This is a genomic window from Acidiphilium sp. 20-67-58, assembly GCF_002255515.1.
Classification (GTDB): domain Bacteria; phylum Pseudomonadota; class Alphaproteobacteria; order Acetobacterales; family Acetobacteraceae; genus Acidiphilium.
The window spans coordinates 1-18,904 of sequence record NZ_NCAS01000008.1; the positions used below are offsets into that span (position 1 = coordinate 1).

16 protein-coding genes are annotated in these 18,904 nt (G+C 68.8%); 3 read left to right on the forward strand and 13 right to left on the reverse strand.

What is annotated here, in order from left to right:
• The first annotated feature begins 367 nt into the window (after positions 1–367).
• Entirely contained in the window at positions 368–5,128 is a 4,761-nt protein-coding gene (locus B7Z76_RS04245) for an NAD-glutamate dehydrogenase domain-containing protein (RefSeq protein ID WP_291342358.1), read from the forward strand.
• Positions 5,129–5,203: 75 nt separating this feature from the next.
• On the opposite strand, the gene B7Z76_RS04250 is transcribed toward B7Z76_RS04245, so the two are convergent.
• The 3 genes from B7Z76_RS04250 to B7Z76_RS04260 form a co-directional block, all read right to left on the reverse strand.
• The gene (locus B7Z76_RS04250; protein WP_291342360.1) at positions 5,204–6,838 is read right to left on the reverse strand and encodes a long-chain-fatty-acid--CoA ligase; all 1,635 of its coding nucleotides are present in this window, start codon (positions 6,836–6,838) and stop codon (positions 5,204–5,206) included.
• Positions 6,839–6,922: 84 nt separating this feature from the next.
• Positions 6,923–7,633 (reverse strand): SDR family NAD(P)-dependent oxidoreductase, encoded by a 711-nt coding sequence (locus tag B7Z76_RS04255; RefSeq protein ID WP_291342362.1) that lies wholly within the window; start codon positions 7,631–7,633, stop codon positions 6,923–6,925.
• 19 nt (positions 7,634–7,652) lie between these two features.
• The gene (locus B7Z76_RS04260) at positions 7,653–8,429 is read right to left on the reverse strand and encodes an SDR family oxidoreductase (RefSeq protein WP_174502574.1); all 777 of its coding nucleotides are present in this window, start codon (positions 8,427–8,429) and stop codon (positions 7,653–7,655) included.
• A gap of 173 nt (positions 8,430–8,602) precedes the next feature.
• On the opposite strand from B7Z76_RS04260, the gene B7Z76_RS04265 reads away from it, so the two are divergent.
• Positions 8,603–9,613, forward strand: coding sequence for an acetamidase/formamidase family protein (locus B7Z76_RS04265; RefSeq protein ID WP_174502573.1), 1,011 nt, complete (start codon positions 8,603–8,605; stop codon positions 9,611–9,613).
• Between the two features lies 1 nt (position 9,614).
• Complete coding sequence (locus B7Z76_RS04270) at positions 9,615–10,376, forward strand: SDR family NAD(P)-dependent oxidoreductase (protein WP_174502572.1); 762 nt, start codon at positions 9,615–9,617, stop codon at positions 10,374–10,376.
• Positions 10,377–10,455: 79 nt separating this feature from the next.
• Here B7Z76_RS04270 and attM read toward each other — a convergent pair whose 3' ends face one another.
• The 10 genes from attM to hisB are packed head-to-tail and all read right to left on the reverse strand — an operon-like array spanning position 10,456 to position 18,847.
• Positions 10,456–11,244: an N-acyl homoserine lactonase AttM gene (gene attM, locus B7Z76_RS04275; protein WP_291342365.1), complete on the reverse strand. Its 789-nt coding sequence runs from the start codon at positions 11,242–11,244 to the stop codon at positions 10,456–10,458.
• A 26-nt stretch (positions 11,245–11,270) separates the two neighbouring features.
• On the reverse strand, positions 11,271–12,557 hold the full coding sequence (locus tag B7Z76_RS04280; protein ID WP_236656225.1) for a hydroxyacid-oxoacid transhydrogenase: 1,287 nt from the start codon (positions 12,555–12,557) through the stop codon (positions 11,271–11,273).
• A gap of 44 nt (positions 12,558–12,601) precedes the next feature.
• The gene (gene nagA / locus B7Z76_RS04285; protein WP_291342367.1) at positions 12,602–14,653 is read right to left on the reverse strand and encodes an N-acetylglucosamine-6-phosphate deacetylase; all 2,052 of its coding nucleotides are present in this window, start codon (positions 14,651–14,653) and stop codon (positions 12,602–12,604) included.
• A gap of 4 nt (positions 14,654–14,657) precedes the next feature.
• Positions 14,658–15,041 carry an HIT domain-containing protein gene (locus tag B7Z76_RS04290; RefSeq protein ID WP_291342369.1) on the reverse strand — a complete coding sequence of 128 codons (384 nt, stop codon included), beginning with the start codon at positions 15,039–15,041 and terminating at the stop codon, positions 14,658–14,660.
• Positions 15,038–15,559 carry a phosphoribosyl-ATP diphosphatase gene (locus B7Z76_RS04295; protein WP_291342371.1) on the reverse strand — a complete coding sequence of 174 codons (522 nt, stop codon included), beginning with the start codon at positions 15,557–15,559 and terminating at the stop codon, positions 15,038–15,040. Before B7Z76_RS04295 ends, B7Z76_RS04290 begins: the two co-directional genes overlap by 4 nt.
• Positions 15,560–15,567: 8 nt before the next feature.
• Positions 15,568–16,332 carry an imidazole glycerol phosphate synthase subunit HisF gene (gene hisF / locus B7Z76_RS04300; protein WP_174502566.1) on the reverse strand — a complete coding sequence of 255 codons (765 nt, stop codon included), beginning with the start codon at positions 16,330–16,332 and terminating at the stop codon, positions 15,568–15,570.
• The gene (gene hisA, locus B7Z76_RS04305) at positions 16,326–17,066 is read right to left on the reverse strand and encodes a 1-(5-phosphoribosyl)-5-[(5-phosphoribosylamino)methylideneamino]imidazole-4-carboxamide isomerase (protein ID WP_291342373.1); all 741 of its coding nucleotides are present in this window, start codon (positions 17,064–17,066) and stop codon (positions 16,326–16,328) included. Before hisA ends, hisF begins: the two co-directional genes overlap by 7 nt.
• Before the next feature lies 1 nt (position 17,067).
• Entirely contained in the window at positions 17,068–17,628 is a 561-nt protein-coding gene (locus B7Z76_RS04310) for a GNAT family N-acetyltransferase (RefSeq protein ID WP_174502564.1), read from the reverse strand.
• A complete protein-coding gene (hisH, locus tag B7Z76_RS04315) occupies positions 17,625–18,260 on the reverse strand; it encodes an imidazole glycerol phosphate synthase subunit HisH (RefSeq protein ID WP_291342375.1) in 636 nt (211 codons plus the stop codon). Before hisH ends, B7Z76_RS04310 begins: the two co-directional genes overlap by 4 nt.
• Positions 18,257–18,847 (reverse strand): imidazoleglycerol-phosphate dehydratase HisB, encoded by a 591-nt coding sequence (hisB, locus tag B7Z76_RS04320; RefSeq protein ID WP_174502562.1) that lies wholly within the window; start codon positions 18,845–18,847, stop codon positions 18,257–18,259. Before hisB ends, hisH begins: the two co-directional genes overlap by 4 nt.
• Positions 18,848–18,904 lie beyond the last annotated feature (57 nt).

Below are 18,904 nucleotides of genomic sequence, written 5' to 3' on the forward strand. Positions count from 1 at the left end.
TGCGTGTCGTTCAGCCAGAAAAGTTCCGCCATGTTCCAAGTCCTCCGAACAGACTTGAATCAGACGCCCCGTAGTCATGGCAATAGGTACAGAACCTAGCCCTCCCGGCTCCGCCCGCCTTGAGCCGGATCAAACCGGACGTGCGGGGCGAGAGGCCAGCTGCGGGAGACGTGAATTGACAAGCTTCCGGCCCGGTTGGACAGTTCGCCGACACGGCGGACGAAGGGAAGCGCGTCATGCTCGAGCCAGCGACCAGTGTCGGAGAGGCGGCGGCGATGTCCGGCGCAAGGCGAATTCCGTGCGTCATTCCGGCCCCCTCTCGGGATCGTGCGCGGGATCGCGCTCGTGATTGCGGCGAGGGTCGGTCATGAGCCCCGCGGACGGCGTGTCGGGCGGCAAGGACGGTCTCGTGGGCGCGCGGCAGGGGCCTGGGCGCGAGGCGCTTCTCGGTGGCGTCGCCGCTGCCATCCGGCGCGGCCTGCACGGGCCGCAGGCGGAGGCGGCCTGCATCTTCCTCGATCATTACGCGGCGGGGATCGCGACGGCGGATCTCGCGGCGCGGCCGGCGGAGGAGGTTGCGGCGGCAGCGCTGTCGCTCTGGTCCTTTGCCCGGGAACGCCGGCCGGGCGAAAGCCGGCTGCGGGTCTTCAACCCGCGCGGCGGCGGCGAGGGCTGGGGCCATGCGAACGCCGTGCTGGAGCTGATCAACGACGACCGGCCGTTTCTCGTCGAATCCGCCCTTGCGGTGCTGCAACGTTTCGATCTGCCCGTGCATGCGCTGGTGCATCCGGTGCTCGCGGTCGAGCGCGACGAGGCCGGGGCGCTGCGGCGCATCGGTGCCGGCGCTGCGGAATCGATGATCCAGGTCGCGTTCGGCCCCGAGACCGATCCGGCCCGGCTCGAGACGATCGGCAGCGAGATCGGCCGCGCGATGGAGGATGCCGAAGCCGCCGTGGCCGATGCTGCCGTGATGAGCCAACAGCTCGCCGCGCAACTCGCCGAACTGGCCGAAGGGCCGGAGCGCGACCTGCTGGGCTGGATCGCCGATGACAATTTCATCCTGCTCGGCGTGCGGCAGATCGGCTTCGGGCCGGACCTCGCCCTCATCCCCGCCGCCGGGGGGCTTGGCGTGCTGCGCGGGCAAGAGGTCGCGCTGTTCGACATCCTGCGCGATGATGGGTCGTGGCAGGCGGTGGCGGAGGAGGCGCTCGACCGGTTTGGCCGCGTCGCCGTCGCCAAGGCCGACATCCGCAGCCGCGTGCAGAGGTCCCAGCTCTATGATGTCGTCGTGGTGAAGCGCTGCGACGCGCAGGGTCGGCCGGTCGGTCTCACCCTGTTCGCCGGCCTGTTCGCGCCCGATTCCTACAACCGCAACCCTCGCAGCATTCCGATGCTGCGCGAGAAGGTGGAGCGGATCATGCAGGATTCGGGCGTCGGCCTCTCCGGGCATGACGGCCGGACGCTGCGGCACATTCTCGACACCTGGCCGCGCGACGATCTCTTTCAGGGACCGCCGGAAGACATCCTCGCCGCGGCGATGCGGGTGATGGAGCTGCAGGTGCGGCCGGAACTCGCGCTGTTCCTCCGGCGCGATCCATTCGGGCGCCATGTCTCGGCCATCGTGTTCGTCCCGCGTGACCGGTTCGACACGGCGCTGCGCCTCGCCCTCGCGGAGATGATCAACCGCGCCGTGGGCGGCGAGCTCGCCGGCTATGCGACCGCGATGGGTGATGGGCCGCTGGCACGGGTGAACTTCATCATCGCCGCTGACCCGCAGCGGGCGCGGGCGCTGGATGTGGCCGCACTGGAGGCGGCGATGAAGGAGGCAGCCCGCAGCTTCCGCGAAAGGCTGGCCGATGCGCTGGCCGGCGAGCAGGGCGACATGACGGCGGCGGCGACGCTGGCCGGCTGGGGCGATGCCTTCCCGCCGGAATATGCCGCCTCGACCCCCGCCCATGTCGCCGTGCGGGATATCGAGGCCGCCGCCGCGGCGCGTGCGTCCGGCCGCTTTCGCCTCGCCCTCGCCAGGCCCTTCGGCATGGCGGAGGACCGCGTGGTGCTCAAGCTCTTCCGCGCCGGCGAGGCGGTGGCGCTGTCCGACATCGTGCCGCTGATCGAAAGCCTCGGCCTGCGGGTGATCGAGGAGGTGCCGTATCGCCTCGCGGCGCGTGACGGCGCGGTGATGCTCCAGCGCCTCACGCTGGAGACGGCGGATGGCGCCGTCTTCGACCTTGCCGGACGGGCTGGCGCGGTGCTGGACGCGATCGAGGCGGAAGCCGACCAGCGCGCCGAGGTCGACGGCTTCAACCGCCTGGTCCTCCGCGCCGGGCTCGACTGGCGCGAGGTCTGGCTGTTGCGCGCGATGTTCAAATGGTGCCGCCAGGTGCGGGCACCGTTCAGCCAGAACGCGGTGGAGGCGGCGCTCGCCGCCAACCCTGCGGCGACGCGGCTGCTGGTCGAGCTGTTCCATCTCCGCTTCGACCCCGAACGGGCCCGCGCGCAGGAGGCCGAGGCGGCGCTGGAGTCGCGCTGGAGCGACCTGCTCGATGCGGTCGCGAATCCCGAGGAGGACCGCATTCTCCGCCGCTACCGCCGGCTGCTGGACGCGGTGCTGCGGACCAATTTCCACGATGAAGCGACCCCCGTGATCGCCCTCAAGATCGACAGCGCGCGCGCCGGCGACATGCCGCTGCCACGGCCGATGTTCGAGATCTTCGTGCATGGCGCGCGGATGGAGGGGTGCCATCTCCGTGGCGGCATGATCGCGCGTGGCGGCATTCGCTGGTCCGACCGGCGGGACGATTTCCGCACCGAGATCCTGAGCCTGATGAAAGCGCAGATGGTCAAGAACGTCGTCATCGTGCCGGTCGGCGCCAAGGGCGGCTTCGTGCTCAAGCGCCCGCCGGCGCCGAGCGGCGATGCCAATGCCGATCGCGAGGCGTTCATGGCCGAGGGCATCGCCTGCTACCGGCTGCTGATCAACGCGATGCTCGACGTGACGGACAATCTCGAAGGCGGCGCCGTGACCACACCGCCGCGGATCGTCCGGCGCGATGGCGACGATCCCTATCTCGTCGTCGCCGCCGACAAGGGCACCGCGACCTTCAGCGACATTGCCAACGAGATCGCGGTCGCCCGCGGCTTCTGGCTGGGCGACGCCTTCGCCTCCGGCGGCTCGGTCGGCTACGACCACAAGGCGATGGGCATCACCGCGCGCGGCGCCTGGGTGAATATCGCCCGGCATTTTGACGAGCTCGGCCACGATATCCAGAGCGAGGATTTCACCTGCGCCGGCGTCGGCGACATGTCGGGCGACGTGTTCGGCAACGGGCTGCTGGTCAGCCCCCATACCAGGCTGCTGGCCGCTTTCGACCATCGCCACATCTTCCTCGACCCCGATCCCGACCCGGCGAAAAGTCACGCGGAACGGAGGCGGCTGTTCGGGCTGAAGCGTTCATCCTGGGCCGATTACGACGCGGCACTGATCAGCGCCGGCGGCGGGGTGTTTCCGCGCCACGCCAAGACCGTCGAGCTGAGCGCGCAGGCGGCGGCGATGCTCGGCCTCGATGCCGGCGCGCACGAGCCCGAGCGGGTCATGCGCGCGATCCTGACCATGCGGGTCGACCTGCTCTATTTCGGCGGGATCGGCACCTATGTGAAGGCGGGGACCGAAAGCCAGGCCGATGCCGGCGATCGTGCGAACGATGCGATCCGCGTCGATGGCCGGCAGATCCGCGCGCGGGTGATCGGCGAGGGGGCCAATCTCGGCGTCACCCAGGCGGGACGGATCGAGGCGGCGCAGGCCGGCGTGCGGCTGAACACCGACGCGCTCGACAATTCCGCCGGCGTCTCGACCTCCGACCATGAGGTCAACATCAAGATCCTGCTGGCGAGCGCGATGGAGGCGGGCCGGCTCACGGCGCATCAGAGGGTCGATCTGCTCGGCTCGATGACCGACGAGGTGGCCGCGCTCGTGTTGCGCGACAATCACCAGCAATCGCAGGCGATCTCGCTCGATGCACTCGGCGGTGCGGCCGATCTGCCGGCACAGAACGCGCTGATGAGCCAGTTGGAGGCGGCCGGGGTGCTCGACCGCGCGGTGGCCGGCCTGCCGGATGCGGTGGCGATGGCGGCGCGCGCGGCCGCCGGCCAGCCGCTGACCCGTCCCGAACTCTGCACGCTGATGGCGCATGCCAAGCTGCATGTCGGCGCCGCGATCGACGCCTCGACGCTGGTCGACGATCCAGCCCTCGGCCACCTGCTCGCCGGTTATTTTCCGCACACGCTGCGCGAGCGGTTTCGCACCGAGATCGACGGGCACCGGCTGCGCCGCGCGCTGATCGGCACGGCGGTGACCAACGAGCTGATCAACCGGATGGGGGCCGCGTCCTTCGGGCGAATCACCCTCGAATCCGGGCATGAGCCGCCTGCGATTGCGGAGGCAGCGCTGGTCGCCGCCGCCGCGTTCGACCTGCCGGACCGTTTCCGCGAGGTCGAGGCGCTGGGCATGGCGGTGCCGGCGGCGCAGCGCCTGGCGTTGCTCCTTGCGTTGCGTCGCCTGCAGGAAGCGGCAGCGCGCACCCTGCTGGCCGGGCCAAAGCTGCGCGCGATCGGCGAGGAGGTCGAGGCGCTGCGGTCCGGCCTTGCCGAACTCGCCGCCGCGTCCTGTGCGCGGCTCGCGGATTCGGACGACGTGCGCGCCCTTGTGGCACATGGCGTGCCGCAACCGCTCGCCGCCTTCGCCGTTGCCCTGCCGGAGCTGATGGTGGCGCCGATCGTGGTTCGCCTCGCGGCCCGGCACGGTCGCGCACCGCAGATGGTGCACATGATCTGGTCCGACGCGGGCGAGGTTTTCATGCTCAACCCGTTGCGCGCGGCGCTTGCCGGCGTTCCGGCCGGCAGCGGCTGGACGACACGGGCGGTCGGCGCGCTGGCGGACGAGCTGAACGAGATCCAGGGCGCGCTGGTCGAGGCCGCGCTGGAGGGCGGCGGCGATCCGGCGGCCCTGCGCTTCGCCCTCGGCAATGCCGCCGAAGGCGCCATCACGCTCGCGCACGAGGCCGCCCTGATGCCCGATCTCGCAGCGCTGCTGGTCGCCGCGCGCGGGCTGCGCCGGTTGTGCGGCTGAGGGTGGCGCCGCATGAAGTCCTGTCCGATCCTGATGGATGGGACAGGGCTCCATCACATCTGATCGGATGATGCTCTAACCCTTCGGGCTGTCCGCCTTGCCGATCAGGTAATTGGCGTAGCGCGCGCGCAGCTCCGTCTTGAGCAGCTTGCCGGTCGCGCCATGCGGCAGCTCGTCGACGAAGATCACGTCGTCAGGCACCGCCCAGCGGGCGACCTTGCCCTCATAGACTGCGAGCAGCTCCTCGCGGCTGGCCTGCGCCCCCGGCTTGAGCGAGACGATCACCACCGGCCGTTCATCCCATTTCGGGTGTTTCGCCGCGATCGCCGCCGCCTCGGCGACCGCCGGATGGCTGACCGCGATGTTCTCGATATCGATCGAGCTGATCCACTCGCCGCCGGACTTGATCAGATCCTTGCTGCGATCGGTCAGAATCACGAACCCGTCGGGATCGACCATGCCGACATCGCCGGTTGGAAACCAGCCATCCTCGGTCGTGCCCTTCGGCATCCGGTAATAGCCGGTGGTCACCCAGTGGCCGCGCAGCTCGATATCGCCGGCGGTCTCGCCGTCCCAGGGCACTTCCTCCGCACCGCGCCGCGCCCGCAGGTCGATCCCGAACAGCACCCGCCCCTGGCTCAGCCGCTGCCGCCGCGCGGTCGCGGCGTCAACGCCGGGCACCGGGGTCGCCACCGTGGCGATCGGGCTGCTCTCGGTCATCCCCCAGGCATGGACGATGGTCACGCCCAGCGCGTCATAAGCATCGAACAGCGCCTCCGGGCAGGCCGAGCCGCCGACGGCCATGCGTTCGAGTGTGGTGAAGCGCGCGCCGGTCTTCTGCGCATGGGCGAGCACGCCGAGCCAGACCGTCGGCACGCCGGAGGCATAGGTCACGCGTTCGGCCTCGATCAGCTCATAGAGGCTCTGCCCGTCCAGAAAGCGGCCGGGCATCACGAGAGTGGTGCCGGCGGCAGCGGCGGCGTAGGGCAGGGACCAGGCATTGACATGAAACATCGGCACCACCGGCATCAACCGGTCGCTCGCCTTGAGGCCGATCGCATCCGCCGCGTTTACCGCCATCGCCTTCAGCACGGTGGAGCGATGGGTATAGAGAACGCCCTTCGGCCGCCCCGTTGTGCCCGAGGTGTAGCACAGACCGCTGGCGGTCCGCTCGTCAAACCGGGGCCAGTCGTAGTCGTCGGTCTCGGCGCCGATCAGGCTTTCGTAATCGGTGATCGCAATCCCGGCGGGCAGGGCGATGCCGGGCAACTCCGCCGCGTCGCAGAGAAACACCACCTGGCGGAGCAGGCCCTGCGGCAGTTTGCCGGCGACCTGCTCGACGAGGGATGCGAAATCGGCCTCGGCAAACAGCACGCCATCCTCGGCGTGTTCGAGGATATAGGCGATATCGTCGGGTGCGAGGCGCGGATTGACGGTGTTGACCACGGCGCCCGAGCCGGAAATCGCGAAATAGAGCTCGACATGGCGGTGGTTGTTCCAGGCGAGGGTGGCGACGCGATCCCCCGGCCGCACACCGAGCCGGCCGAGCGCGCGGGCGAGCTGGCGGGCCCGCCGCGCCGTATCCACCCAGGTCTGGCGATGAATGCCGCCGGCGAGGCGGGAGACGATTTCTGCCCGCGGATGATGCCGTGCGGCGTGGACCAGAAAGTCCGAGATCATCAGTTCATGGTGCTGCATCAGACCCAGCATGGACGGCTCCCATTCTTTGGATTCTTTGTGCGCGAACCATGCGTCAAACCACCTTCGCGCGCAATCGCCGGGCGCGGCTGCCGGTCAGAACCGCTCGACCCACGGCCTGAGTTCGATCTCCCAGGTCCAGGCGCTGCGGGCCTGGTGCAGGACATGGAGATAGGTCTCGGCGATGGCCTCCGGGTCAAGCAGGCTGTCCGGCGCGTCCGCCGGCACCGGGCGGCTGGCGGAGCGGATGCCGCCATCGATGACGAAATGCGCGATATGGATGCCCTTCGGCGCGAGTTCCCGCGCCATGCTCTGGGCAAGGCCACGCAGGGCGAACTTGCCCATCGCGAAGGCCGAGGATTCGGCATAGCCCTTCACGCTGGCCGAGGCGCCGGTGAACAGGATGGCGCCGTGTCCAGTCCCAAGCATTCTCCGCGCCGCTTGCTGGCCGACGAGAAATCCCCCGAAAGCCGAAACCGCGAGGGCGCGCGCAACCGCCTCGGGATCGAGCGAGGCGACCGGGCCGCGCACCCGTCCCGAGGCGTTGTAGACCACCACATCCGGCGCGCCGCTGCTGGCATTTACCCGCTCGAACAACGCTGCGACCGAAGCCGCGTCGGCGGCATCGCAGGCGAAGGATTGCGCGCCGATGTCGGTGCAGAGTCCTGCTAGCTTGTCGGGATTGCGCGCGGCGAGTGCTACGCTCATCCCCTGGGCGGTGAAACGGCGGGCGAGGGCGGCGCTCAGCCCGCTGCCTGCGCCAACGATCAAGGCGCGGCGATAACGCGGCCCGGCCTGGTCTGTCATGTCATCCATCCTTTCGTGGTCAAACGACGCAGGCGGTGCCCGCACCGTCCATCGTGATGTTGACGCCCGTCACGTAGCTCGCGCGGGGCGAGGCGAGAAACAGCACCGTATTGGCGATCTCCTCCGGCGTTGCCATCCGGCCGAGCGGGATGCGGGCAATGCCGCGGGCCCGCGCCTCGTCGATGCTGATGCCGGCGAGCCGCGCATCCGAGGCAAGCCCCTCGGCGACGCGCCCGGTCTCGGTCAGGCCCGGATTGAGGCCGACGACCCGCACCCCCTGTTTCGCATAGGCGGTGGCGAGGCCTGCAGTCGCCAACATCAGCGCCGCGTTCGCCGCCCCGCCGGCCAGATGCACCGGCGAGGCGATCTTGCCGCCATTGCCGATCACATTGACGATCACCCCGCGCCCGCGCGCAGCCATCAGCTTGACCAGCGGATCTATCACGTTGATATAGCTGAAATATTTGGCATCCATCGCAGCCCGCCAATGGGCAGGCGTCAGCTCGTCGGGCGGGGTGCGCCGCGCCGCGCCGGCGCTGTTGACGAGAATGTCGATCGGGCCGAGTTCGGCCTCGGCCGCCGCCACCATGTCGCCCGCCTGGCCAGGATCGCTCAGATCGGTGGCGAAGGCCGCGCCCACCCGCAACGTCGCCTTCGCCGCATCGAGATTGGCTTGCTGGCGCGAGCAGATCGCGACCTCCGCCCCCTCGGCGATGAACGCCGCGGCGCAGGCGAAGCCGATTCCCTTCGAGCCGCCGGTCACCAGCACGCGTTTTCCGCTCAGGGCGAGGTCCATCGGTTTCTCCTTCGACAAATTGTTTCGTGACGGCACGGATATGACGGCGGATGTGGGGTTCCGGGGGCGGGATGCAATTGCGCGGGGCGCCCGAAGGCCGCATCATCCGGCCTGAGACACGACGGCACACGCGCCCGCCGGGCCATGCGGTCGCGCGGTGATGGAGGGGAATGATGGCGAAGGCGACGAACTGGATTGCAAGCTCGATCGTGGCACGGCGCGGCGTCGGCTGGGCCCGCAAGCCGCGGGTCCACAAGCTCACCGAGGAGATGCAGGGCCAGTATCACTACACGATCGGCCCCTATTCCGAACCGGTGCTGACAATCGAGCCGGGCGACCGCATCGTGGTCGAGACCCGCGACGCCTTCGAGGGCGCGATTCGCACCGAGCGCGACAAGCCGAGCCGTCGCCTGCGCATGCCCTTCGTCAATCCGCAGAACGGGCCGATCATGATCGAGGGCGCGGAACCCGGCGATGCGATCGCGGTCCATATCGAGCGGATGCGCCCGCGCGGCGAGGATCCGCACGGCACCTGCTGCATGATCCCGCAATTCGGCGCGCTCACCGGCACCGCGCTGACCGCGACGCTCAACCCGCCGCTGCCGGAAATCACCCGCAAGGTGCCGGTCAACGAGAAGGAAGTGCGCTGGAGCGCGCGCGTCGTGCTGCCTTATGCCCCGCATATCGGCACCCTCTCCACCTCGCCGGAGATCGACAGCATCAACTCGCTGACGCCCGGTGCGCATGGCGGCAACATGGACCTGCCGGACATGGGGCCGGGCAGCATCACCTACCTGCCGGTGCGCTCACCGGGCGCGCGGCTGTTCATCGGCGACGCCCATGCCTGCCAGGGCGATGGCGAAGTGTGCGGCACGGCGGTCGAATACGCTTCGGAAACCACCATCCGGGTCGACCTGATCAAGAACTGGGCGCTCGAATGGCCGCGGCTGGAGCGGGAAGATTTCATCATGGCGATCGGCTCGGCCCGGCCGCTGGAGGACGCGACGCGCATCGCCTATCGCGATCTCGTCCTCTGGCTCGAGGCGGAATACGGGTTCGACCGGTGGGACGCCTACATGATGCTGAGCCAGTGCGGCCGGGTGCGGCTCGGCAATTTCGTCGACCCGAACTACACGGTCGGCGCCGGTATCCTGAAGAAATACATCGATGGGGAGACAGGCTGACATGGATCTGGGACTTAAAGGCAAACGCGCCGTCATCACCGGCGGCACCAAGGGGATTGGTCGCTCGGTGGCCGAGCTGCTGGCGCAGGAAGGCACCGATGTCGCAATCTGCGCGCGCAACGCGCAGGAAGTCGAGAGCGCGGTGGCGGAGCTGCGCCGGGCGGGCGTGCGCGTCACCGGCCGCGCCGTGGACGTTTCGGACCATGCGGCGCTGGCGACCTGGATTGCCGATGTCGGCGCCGAGTTTGGCGGGATCGACATCGTCGTCGCCAATGTCTCGGCGCTGTCGATCGGGCAGGACGAGGCCTCCTGGCGGGCGGAATTCGAGACCGACATGATGGGCACGGTCACCGCGGTGAACGCGGCGATGCCGTTCCTTGAAAAATCCGGCGCGGCATCGATCGTCGTGATTTCCTCGGTGTCGGGCCGCGAGGTGGATTTCGCCGCCGGCCCCTATGGCGTGTTCAAGGCGGCACTGATCCACTACGCCAAGGGTCTGTCGTTCCAGCTGGCCGGCAAGGGCATCCGCGTCAACGCGCTCTCGCCGGGCAATACCTACTTTCCCGGCGGCGTATGGGAAAAGATCGAGCACGGCAATCCCGCGCTCTACAAGGAGGCGCTCGCCCTCAACCCGACCGGGCGCATGGGCCGGCCGGACGAGGTGGCGCGCGGCGTGGTGTTCCTTGCCAGCCCCGCGGCGAGCTTCGTCACCGGCACCAACCTCGTGGTCGACGGCGCGCTGACCCGCGGCGTGCAGTTCTGATCGCACGTTATCGATAACCAAGAAAAAACCCGCCCGGATCGTCTCCGGGCGGGTTTATCGTTTCAGCAACGGGCCAGAGTCAGTCGTAATATCCAGGCGCGTGCTTGAAGCTCGGCCAGGCGATCGGGTCGTGACCGGTCACCACCGTCGCACCGGTCTTCTCCGCGAGCGTGCGCAGCTTCTGCACCGAGCGCACGGTATCCACCGTGCTGGCAAGGAAGCCCGGCAGCGCCTTCTCATCCCAGTGATCGGTCGTATAGGCGGCATCCACCGTCAGCAGCATCGGTCCCGCCTTCGGCAGGGTGACGAGGAACGATTGATGCCCCGGCGCGTGGCCGGGGGTGAAGACGGTGCGGATCACCCCATCGCCATAGAGATCGTAGAAATCATCGGCGGTACCATTGAGGAACTGCCATTTCAGGCCGGGCTTGTCGAAATCCTTGCGGATATAGCCGCCGGCGGCGAACCAATCCGGCGTGTAGGCATATTCGTATTCCGTCCGCTGCACGAGATGGGTCGCGTTCGGAAACCGGCCGATCGCCCCGGTATGGTCGAGATGCAGGTGCGATTGCAGCACGTAGCGCACGCTGGCCGGATCGATGCCGAGCTTCTGCAACTGCGGCAGGCACGCCTCCTCGCGCGACATCACCGGCAGGTAGACATCGCAGACCGCCCCCCAATGCGCCCGCATGTCCTCGGCGACCTCGGCGGCATTGCCGCCATCGATCACGATATTGCCCTTTGGATGGGTGATCAGGAACCACGGCACCGGGATTTCGTAGGGATCGTTGCCCTGGTTCATCTTGATCGAGGCGGTCACGGTCTTCAGCGTGCCGCAGCTGAACATGTAGAGCCTGATGTCTGACATTTTCCTTGCCCTTTCGTTATTGACGTTTACCAGTTGCGCATCGACTGGCGGAGTATCGTCTCCAGAATGACGGCATCCACCGGCTTGGGTGACCCGGCGAGCAGGCGCTGCTGCTTCAGTGCGCCGTCGATGATCGCGGGAATATCGGCCTCGGTGTAGCCGAGTTCGGCGATGCCCGAGGGCGCGCCCACTTCCTTCATCAGCTCGATCAGTGCCGCGGGCAGCGAGTCCGGGCCGGGGTTTTCGATAGCGTGGCCGCGCAGCAGGCTGGCGGCGCGGATGTGCTTCTCGGGCGCCGCATCATAGGTGTAGCGGAAAGCAGCCGGCGAGGTGACGATCACCGAAAACCCGTGCGGCACGAAGGCGTGGTTCCGCGAATAGCCTGGCGCGTGATAGACGTGCTTGAGCCCCGCGATCGGATAGGCGCAGGCATGGGGGATATGCACGCCGGCGGTGCCGAAGCCGATGCCGGCCATGGTGGCGCCGAGCATCATCGTCCCGCGCGCCTCGTAATCCTCGCCATCGGCCACGGCGCGGGCGAGATATTTCCCGCCGAACTCGATTGCCTGCAGCGACCAGATATCGGCCACCGGGTTGGAGCCCTGATAGGGCGGGCGATCATCCGGCGAAGCTGGTTTCGGCCGCTGGTTGAACGGTTTCGAGATATAGCTCTCGACCGCGTGGCAGATGACATCGAGCCCGGCCGAGGCGGTGACGCCGGCGGGTGTCGTCCGCGCGAGGGAGGGGTCGACCATCGCGAGCGTCGGCCGCATGTAGCGGTGCGAGATGCCGCTCTTGACCTTGAGTTCGGGGATGTCGAGCACGGCGACTGTGGTCGCCTCCGACCCGGAGCCGGAGGTGGTGGGCAGCGCGATCAGCGGCCGCAGCGGTCCGGGCGGCTTCCGGCCGCCGCCGATCGGCGGGTTCACATAGTCGATCACCGCCCCGCCATGGGTGCTGATCAGATTGGCGACTTTCGCGGTATCGATCGTCGAGCCGCCGCCAAGGGCGATGAACCCGTCGCAGGGATGCGCCTCCGCGAAGGCGGCGGCGCGGGCGAAACTGTCGATCGTCGGCTCGACATGGATGTCCTCGAACCGGTCGAAGGTGATGCCGGCGGCAGCGAGGATTCCCTCGATCCGCTCGATCAGGCCGAACTGGTGCAGCATCGGGTCGGTGACGAGGATGACATGGCGAAGGCCAAGGCGCTTCGCCTCCCAGCCGAGCTCGTCAGCCGCGCCGATACCGTATTTCAACTGGGTGGCTTCGAGCGTGAAGACGCTTTCGAAGCCTTGCTCTGCCGTTTGGCTCATGAGTTCCTCCATTTCCGGCCGGGAGCAGGCCGGTGCGGGAGGGACTATGCCCTTTCCAGAGCGGCGCGCAATCGTCCGCCCGCCTTGCCGAGCCTCAGCCGTGCCTCGGTCGTGCCGATTCGCAACACCAGCATGACGATGGCTGTTTTTACTTCGTAACCGCTTGTTTCGAGTGCATCTTTCGCATCGGCCTCGGGCGCGCCGGCAATCGCGGCGACGATGCGGATGGCGCGGGCGCGCAGCTTCGCGTTGGTGGCGCGGAGATCGACCATATAGGGGCCGAACGTCTTGCCGAGACGCATCATCACCGTGGTAGAGAGCGCGTTGAGCGCGAGTTTCTGGCTGGTGCCGGCCGAAAGCCGGGTCGAGCCGGCGAGCACTTCGGCACCCGTCGCGATCACCACCGCGATGTCGGCCGAAGCGGCGAGCGGACCATCGGCATTGACGATCGCCCCGGTCAGCAGGCCGCGCGCGGCGGCGGCGCGCAGCGCGCCGAGGGTGAACGGCGTCCGCCCGGAGGCGGCGATGCCGACGAGACCATCCGCCGGGCCCGCCTTGTGCTCATCGAGCAAGGCGGCGGCGGCATCCTCATCGTCTTCGGCGCCCTCGACCGCGCCGGTTACCGCCGCGCCGCCGCCGGCGATCAGGGGAATGATCACCCCGTCCGGCAGCGAGAAGGTCGGCCCGCATTCCACCGCATCGAGCACCGCGAGGCGGCCGGAGGTTCCGGCACCGGCATAGAACAGCCGCCCACCGGCTTCGAGCCGCGCCGTCACGCCCTCCGCCAGGCGGGCGAGGGCGGGGATCGCGCGTTTCACCGCCGCCGCCGCTCCCTGTTCCTGATCCAGCAACGCGCCCATGATCGTGGCGCTGTCCGCGCGGTCGAGCTCGTCGATATCGCGGCGGATCGTCTCCGTCGCCGGCATGGCGGGGGCGTGGCGCGCCGGGACGGGCAGGGGATGCAGCGCCGTGCCGCCGATCCAGGCATTGCGGATCTCGAATCGATCGTCGAACCAGACGAGATCGGCCAGGCACCCGGCGGCGAGCCGTCCCCGATCGGTCAGGCCGAGGGCTGCGGCGGGGGCTTCGGTCACCGCGGACAGCGCGGAAGCAGGCGCGATGCCGGCGCCGATCAGGCGGCGCAGCCCTTCATCGAGCGTGATCGTCGCACCGGTGAGCGATCCGTCCGGCCGCCGTGCGGCGCCGTCCCGCGCCTGCGCGGAATCGCCGCCGAAGCGTGTCATGCTGCCCTCGGGCAGGCCGGCGAGGCTGACCGAATCGGTCACCGCCACTGCCCGCGCCCCTGCGGCGGCGAAGCCGAAGCGCAGCGCCAGCGCATCCGCATGCACGCCATCGGCAATGAAACACGCATGCACCCGCGGATCGGCGAGGGCGACGCCGATCAGCCCCGGATCGCGATGATGAAACGGCCGCATCGCGGTGAACACATGCGTCACCAGCCGGGCGCCGGCCTCGATCGCGGCCTGCGCGTCTGCCGCGTCGGCGTCGCTATGGCCCAGCGCGACCGCCACGCCGGCGCCCGTCAGCCGCCGCACTGCCGCAAGCCCGCCCGGCCGCTCCGGCGCGAGGGTGACGAGCTTCAGCGTGGCGGCGAGATCGGGGTCGGCCAGAAGCTCGTCCAGCGCTGCGCCGGTCGGATCGCGCAGCCACTCCGCGCGATGGGCGCCGCGCCGGTCTGGTGCGAGGAACGGGCCTTCGAGATGCAGGCCCGGCATCCGCGCGACCGTCTCGCCCGCCATCGCCGCCATCGCCGCGCGCAGGCGCCGCGCAGCACCGTGCAGGGCGGCGAACGGCGCAGTGATGACGGTTGGCGCAAAACTGGTGACGCCGCGGGCGGCGAGGGCCCGGCAGAGATGGCGGAACCCGTCGGTGTCCGCCTCGGCACAATCGATGCCGAAGGCGCCGTTATTGTGCAGGTCGATCAGGCCGGGGGCGAGGATGCCGCCTTCGAGCCGCAGATCCGGGTTCGCCGGATCGTAATCGAGCACTGCCGTGATCCGCCCGTTCTCGATCACGAGTGCGCCGGGGCCGGTGATCGCCCCGTCGCGGAACAGGCGGTCCGCCGCGATCAGCATCGGCTCAGCGGACGAGCATCGGCCCCAGAGGACGGCCGGCAAAGACATGCACGTGCAGATGCGGCACTTCCTGATGGCTGTCCGGCCCCATATTGGCGAGCAGCCGGTAGCCGGTCTCTTCCGCGCCGATCTGCCGCGCAACCTCGCCCACCGCGCGCACGAAGCCGGCGATCTCGGCATCGCTGGCGGCGGCCGAGAAATCGGCGAAGGAGACGTATTTCCCCTTCGGGATCACCAGCACATGCTGCGGCGCCTGGGGGTTGATGTCGTGAAAGGCGAGGGCGAATTCGGTCTCGAACACCTTGCGGCAGGGGATCTCGCCGCGCAGGATCCTGGCGAAGACGTTCTGCTCGTCATAGGGCGGTTTGCCGCTCACACCTGGTTTCATGGAATTTTCCTTGTTTCCGCGATCGACAGCAGCATCGGGCGGGACGCTTTTTCAGCGATCCCGGAAATGCCTTCCCGGCGCTGGAGTTCCAGCCAGACATCCTCCGGCCGCAGCCCCGCCGCCACCCACATCACCAGCAGGTGATACAGCACGTCCGCGCTCTCGGCGATCAGCGCCGCACGGTTGCCGGAGACGGCCTCGATCAGGCACTCGACCGATTCCTCGCCGAATTTCTGCGCCACCTTGTTGATCCCGCGCGACAGCAGCCGGGCCGAATGGCTGACCAGCGGATCGGCCGATTTGCGGGCGATAATCGTGGACCACAACCGGTCGAGAACCTGCGCGTTGGGGGCGGCTGGGTTCAGCGGCGGCACCGGCGGATGGGTCGCGACCGCGCGTGCCCCGGGCTTGGCCTTCGGCTTGGCCTTTGGCTTGGCCTTTGGCTTGGCGGCGGTCTTGCCGTCGGCCTTCTTCGCCTTGGTGTCGGGCAGGGTGGATTTCACGGGTTTCTTGGGCATGGGAACCTCTAGCGCGGGTCGACCGGGCGAACCGGCAGGCCGGCGGCGGCAAGAGCGGCCTTCACCTCGGCGATGGTGAACTGGCCGAAATGGAACACGCTGGCGGCGAGCAGGCCGGTCGCACCCGCCGCCGCACCCTCGACGAAATGCGCGAGCGTGCCGACGCCGCCCGAGGCGATCACGGGGATATTGACCCGCGTGGTCACGGCGCGCAGCAGGTCGAGATCGAAGCCGAGACCCGTGCCGTCGCGGTCCATCGAGGTCAGCAGGATCTCGCCCGCCCCGCGCGCGGCCATCTCGGCGCACCAGCCCACCGCGTCGATCCCGGTGCCGCGCCGCCCGCCATGGGTGAACACCTCCCAGCCCTCGCCGCCGCGCCGTGCATCGACCGCGACGACAACGCACTGGCTGCCGAATTTCCGCGCCGCCTCGTTGATGAAATCGGGGCGGGAAATGGCGGCCGAATTGATGCTGCACTTGTCCGCACCGGCCAGCAGCAGGCGGCGCATGTCATCCGTGCTGCGGATGCCGCCGCCGACGGTCAGCGGCAGGAACACTCTGGCTGCGGTGCGGCCGACCACGTCGATGATCGTGTCGCGGTTCTCGTGGCTCGCAGTGATGTCGAGAAAGGTGAGTTCGTCGGCGCCCGCGCGATCATAGACCACGGCCTGCTCCACCGGGTCGCCGGCATCGCGCAGCGAGACGAAGTTCACCCCCTTGACCACGCGCCCGTCCTTGACGTCGAGGCAGGGAATGACTCGCAGCTTCAGCATGCGGCGGCCTCCGCCAGCGCTTCCCGCGGGTCGATCCGGCCATCGTAGAGGGCGCGGCCGATGATCGTGCCGGCAAGGTTCGGCGTGCGTGCGGCGGCGGCGCGCAGGTTGCGGATATCCTCGATGCCGGCCACACCGCCCGAGGCGATCACCGGAATGGCGATGGCGGCGGCGAGGGCCTCGGTGGCGTCGAGATTGAGGCCCTGGAGCATCCCATCGCGCGCGATATCGGTGTGGATGATGGCGGCGATGCCGGCATCCTGCAGCCGCATCGCCATTTCGGTCGCCGGCAGTGCCGAGGTTTCGGCCCAGCCTTCGGTTGCGACCATGCCATCCCGTGCGTCGATGCCGACGACGATCCGCCCCGGAAAGGCGGCGGCCGCCTCGCGCACCAGGGCAGGGTTCTTTACCGCGGCACTGCCGAGAATGACGCGCGAGATGCCAAGCTCGATCCAGGCGGCGATGCCCGCCATGTCGCGAATGCCGCCGCCGAGTTGGACCGGCATCGACACCGCGGCGAGTATCGCGCGCACCGCCTCGCCATTCACCGGCCGGCCGGCGAAGGCACCGTTCAGGTCGACCACGTGCAGTGCCACGAATCCGGCAACCTCGAAGGCGCGGGCCTGAGCGGAAGGGGCCTCGGCATAGACCGTCGCCTGATCCATCTCGCCGCGGCGCAGCCGCACGCAGGCGCCATCCTTGAGGTCGATCGCCGGGTAGAGGGTCAAAGCCATGTCAGGACGCCTGCAACATCTTGTAGTAGAAATGCCCGCCGATCGTCTGCCCGTCAGTGCGGGCATAGGCTGGGTGGGTGCCCCAGCGGATGAAGCCGACCGCCTCGTAGAGCGCGATGGCGGCGGTCTGGGTCTCGCGGACATCGAGGTTGAGCACCTGATAGCCGAGGGCGCGTGCGCGGTCCTCGACCCGCTGGACGATCAGCCGGGCGAGGCCGTGGCCGCGCGCGTAGGGGGCGACGAAATTATGCGCGAGCGTCGCGCCGAAAGCCTGCGCCTCGTTGTTGCGCGGCGGGCGGACGAGCTGGGCGGCGCCATAGATCACGCCATCCATCCGGCCGACGAACAGCTCCCGCTCCGGCACCATCACCACCCCGCGGAAATATTGTTCGAGTGCCGCGCGACCCGGCGGGCGCAGCCAGCCGAACCCGCCGCCATCGATGATTGCCGCATCGGCCGCCTCGCACAAGGTCTGCATGTCGTCATCGGCGAGCGCGGTCAGGCGGTCCACCTGCATGCTTGAAGGTGGCGGCAGGTCGCAGAGGTCGGATCGGGTCATCATGGTGTCCAGCGCAGGAAATTCCCCAGGATCGTCAGGCCGACCTCCTGGCTTTTCTCAACGTGGAATTGTGTACCCGCCCGGTTCCCGGTTGCAACCATTGCCACGATTTCTTCACCGTACGAGGTGGTGGCGATCACCGCGCTGCGGTCGTCCGTGTGCAGGGCGTAGGAATGCACGAAATAGGCATGATCGCCCGGCACCAGCCCCTCCAGCAACGGATGCGCGCCTAGGGTGAAGGCCAGCTCGTTCCAGCCCATGTGGGGCAGCCTCAGGCCATCGGCGCGAATCTGTGCGATATCGCCGCTGATCCAGCCGAAGCCGGGCGTGATTTCGTGTTCGAGCCCGCGTTCGGCCATCAGCTGCATGCCGACACAGATGCCAAGGAACGGCGCCCCGGCCTCGACCCGGCGATGCATCGCGGCGGCGAGCCCGGGGCGGGCGGCGAGCCCGTGCGCGCAATCGGCGAAGGCGCCCTGTCCGGGCAATACGATGCGGTCGGCACCGGCGACGAATTCGGCATCGTCGGTGATCGAGACGGTCGCGTCGAGCCCGAGCCGGGAGGCGGCGAGCTCAAGCCCGCGCGCCGCCGAGGCGAGATTGCCGCTGCCGTAATCGATGACCGCAATCCTCACAGCACCCCCTTGGTCGAGGGAATTGCGCCGGCCGCGCGCGGATCAGGCTCGACCGCCATGCGCAGCGCCCGCGCCGCGGCCTTGAACGCGGCCTCGGCCACGTGATGCGCGTTGTGCCCGGCGCGGCGGGTCAGATGCAGCGCGAAGCCGGCATTGGCGGTCAGCGCCTGGAAGAATTCCTGCACGAGCTGGGTGTCCATGTCGCCGATCGTCTGCCGCTCGAACGGCACGTCGAACACCAGGAACCCGCGCCCGGAAAGATCGATCGCGGCCTCGCACAGCGCCTCGTCCATCGGAGTCGCGGCAAAGCCGAAGCGGGTGATGCCGCGCTTGTCGCCCAGCGCCTCGCGGAGCGCCTGGCCGAGCACGATGCCGACATCCTCGATCGTATGATGGGCATCGATATGCAGGTCGCCCTCGGCGCGGACGATCAGGTCGAGCATGGCGTGCCGGCCGAGCGCGGTCAGCATGTGATCGAAGAACCCGATTCCGGTGGCGATGTCGGTATTGCCGGCGCCATCGAGGTCGAGCATCAGCTCGATCGAGGTTTCGGATGTGGTGCGCGTGATGCTTGCGGTTCGGCTCATGGGGGCTGGCCTAGCCCAATTTCGCCGGCCCGCCAATCAGCCGGCCGGCGAAACTTC

Excerpts from the sequence above, each read along its gene's own strand:
- B7Z76_RS04290 (WP_291342369.1), bottom strand. The coding sequence starts at position 15,041 with ATGAAACCAGGTGTGAGCGGCAAACCGCCCTATGACGAGCAGAACGTC.
- B7Z76_RS04280 (WP_236656225.1), bottom strand. The coding sequence starts at position 12,557 with ATGAGCCAAACGGCAGAGCAAGGCTTCGAAAGCGTCTTCACGCTCGAA.
- hisB (WP_174502562.1), bottom strand. The coding sequence starts at position 18,847 with ATGAGCCGAACCGCAAGCATCACGCGCACCACATCCGAAACCTCGATC.
- B7Z76_RS04265 (WP_174502573.1), top strand. The coding sequence starts at position 8,603 with ATGGCGAAGGCGACGAACTGGATTGCAAGCTCGATCGTGGCACGGCGC.
- B7Z76_RS04250 (WP_291342360.1), bottom strand. The coding sequence starts at position 6,838 with ATGCTGGGTCTGATGCAGCACCATGAACTGATGATCTCGGACTTTCTG.
- B7Z76_RS04270 (WP_174502572.1), top strand. The coding sequence starts at position 9,615 with ATGGATCTGGGACTTAAAGGCAAACGCGCCGTCATCACCGGCGGCACC.
- nagA (WP_291342367.1), bottom strand. The coding sequence starts at position 14,653 with ATGCTGATCGCGGCGGACCGCCTGTTCCGCGACGGGGCGATCACCGGC.
- hisA (WP_291342373.1), bottom strand. The coding sequence starts at position 17,066 with ATGGCTTTGACCCTCTACCCGGCGATCGACCTCAAGGATGGCGCCTGC.
- B7Z76_RS04310 (WP_174502564.1), bottom strand. The coding sequence starts at position 17,628 with ATGATGACCCGATCCGACCTCTGCGACCTGCCGCCACCTTCAAGCATG.
- B7Z76_RS04260 (WP_174502574.1), bottom strand. The coding sequence starts at position 8,429 with ATGGACCTCGCCCTGAGCGGAAAACGCGTGCTGGTGACCGGCGGCTCG.
- hisF (WP_174502566.1), bottom strand. The coding sequence starts at position 16,332 with ATGCTGAAGCTGCGAGTCATTCCCTGCCTCGACGTCAAGGACGGGCGC.
- B7Z76_RS04295 (WP_291342371.1), bottom strand. The coding sequence starts at position 15,559 with ATGCCCAAGAAACCCGTGAAATCCACCCTGCCCGACACCAAGGCGAAG.
- attM (WP_291342365.1), bottom strand. The coding sequence starts at position 11,244 with ATGTCAGACATCAGGCTCTACATGTTCAGCTGCGGCACGCTGAAGACC.
- B7Z76_RS04255 (WP_291342362.1), bottom strand. The coding sequence starts at position 7,633 with ATGACAGACCAGGCCGGGCCGCGTTATCGCCGCGCCTTGATCGTTGGC.
- B7Z76_RS04245 (WP_291342358.1), top strand. The coding sequence starts at position 368 with ATGAGCCCCGCGGACGGCGTGTCGGGCGGCAAGGACGGTCTCGTGGGC.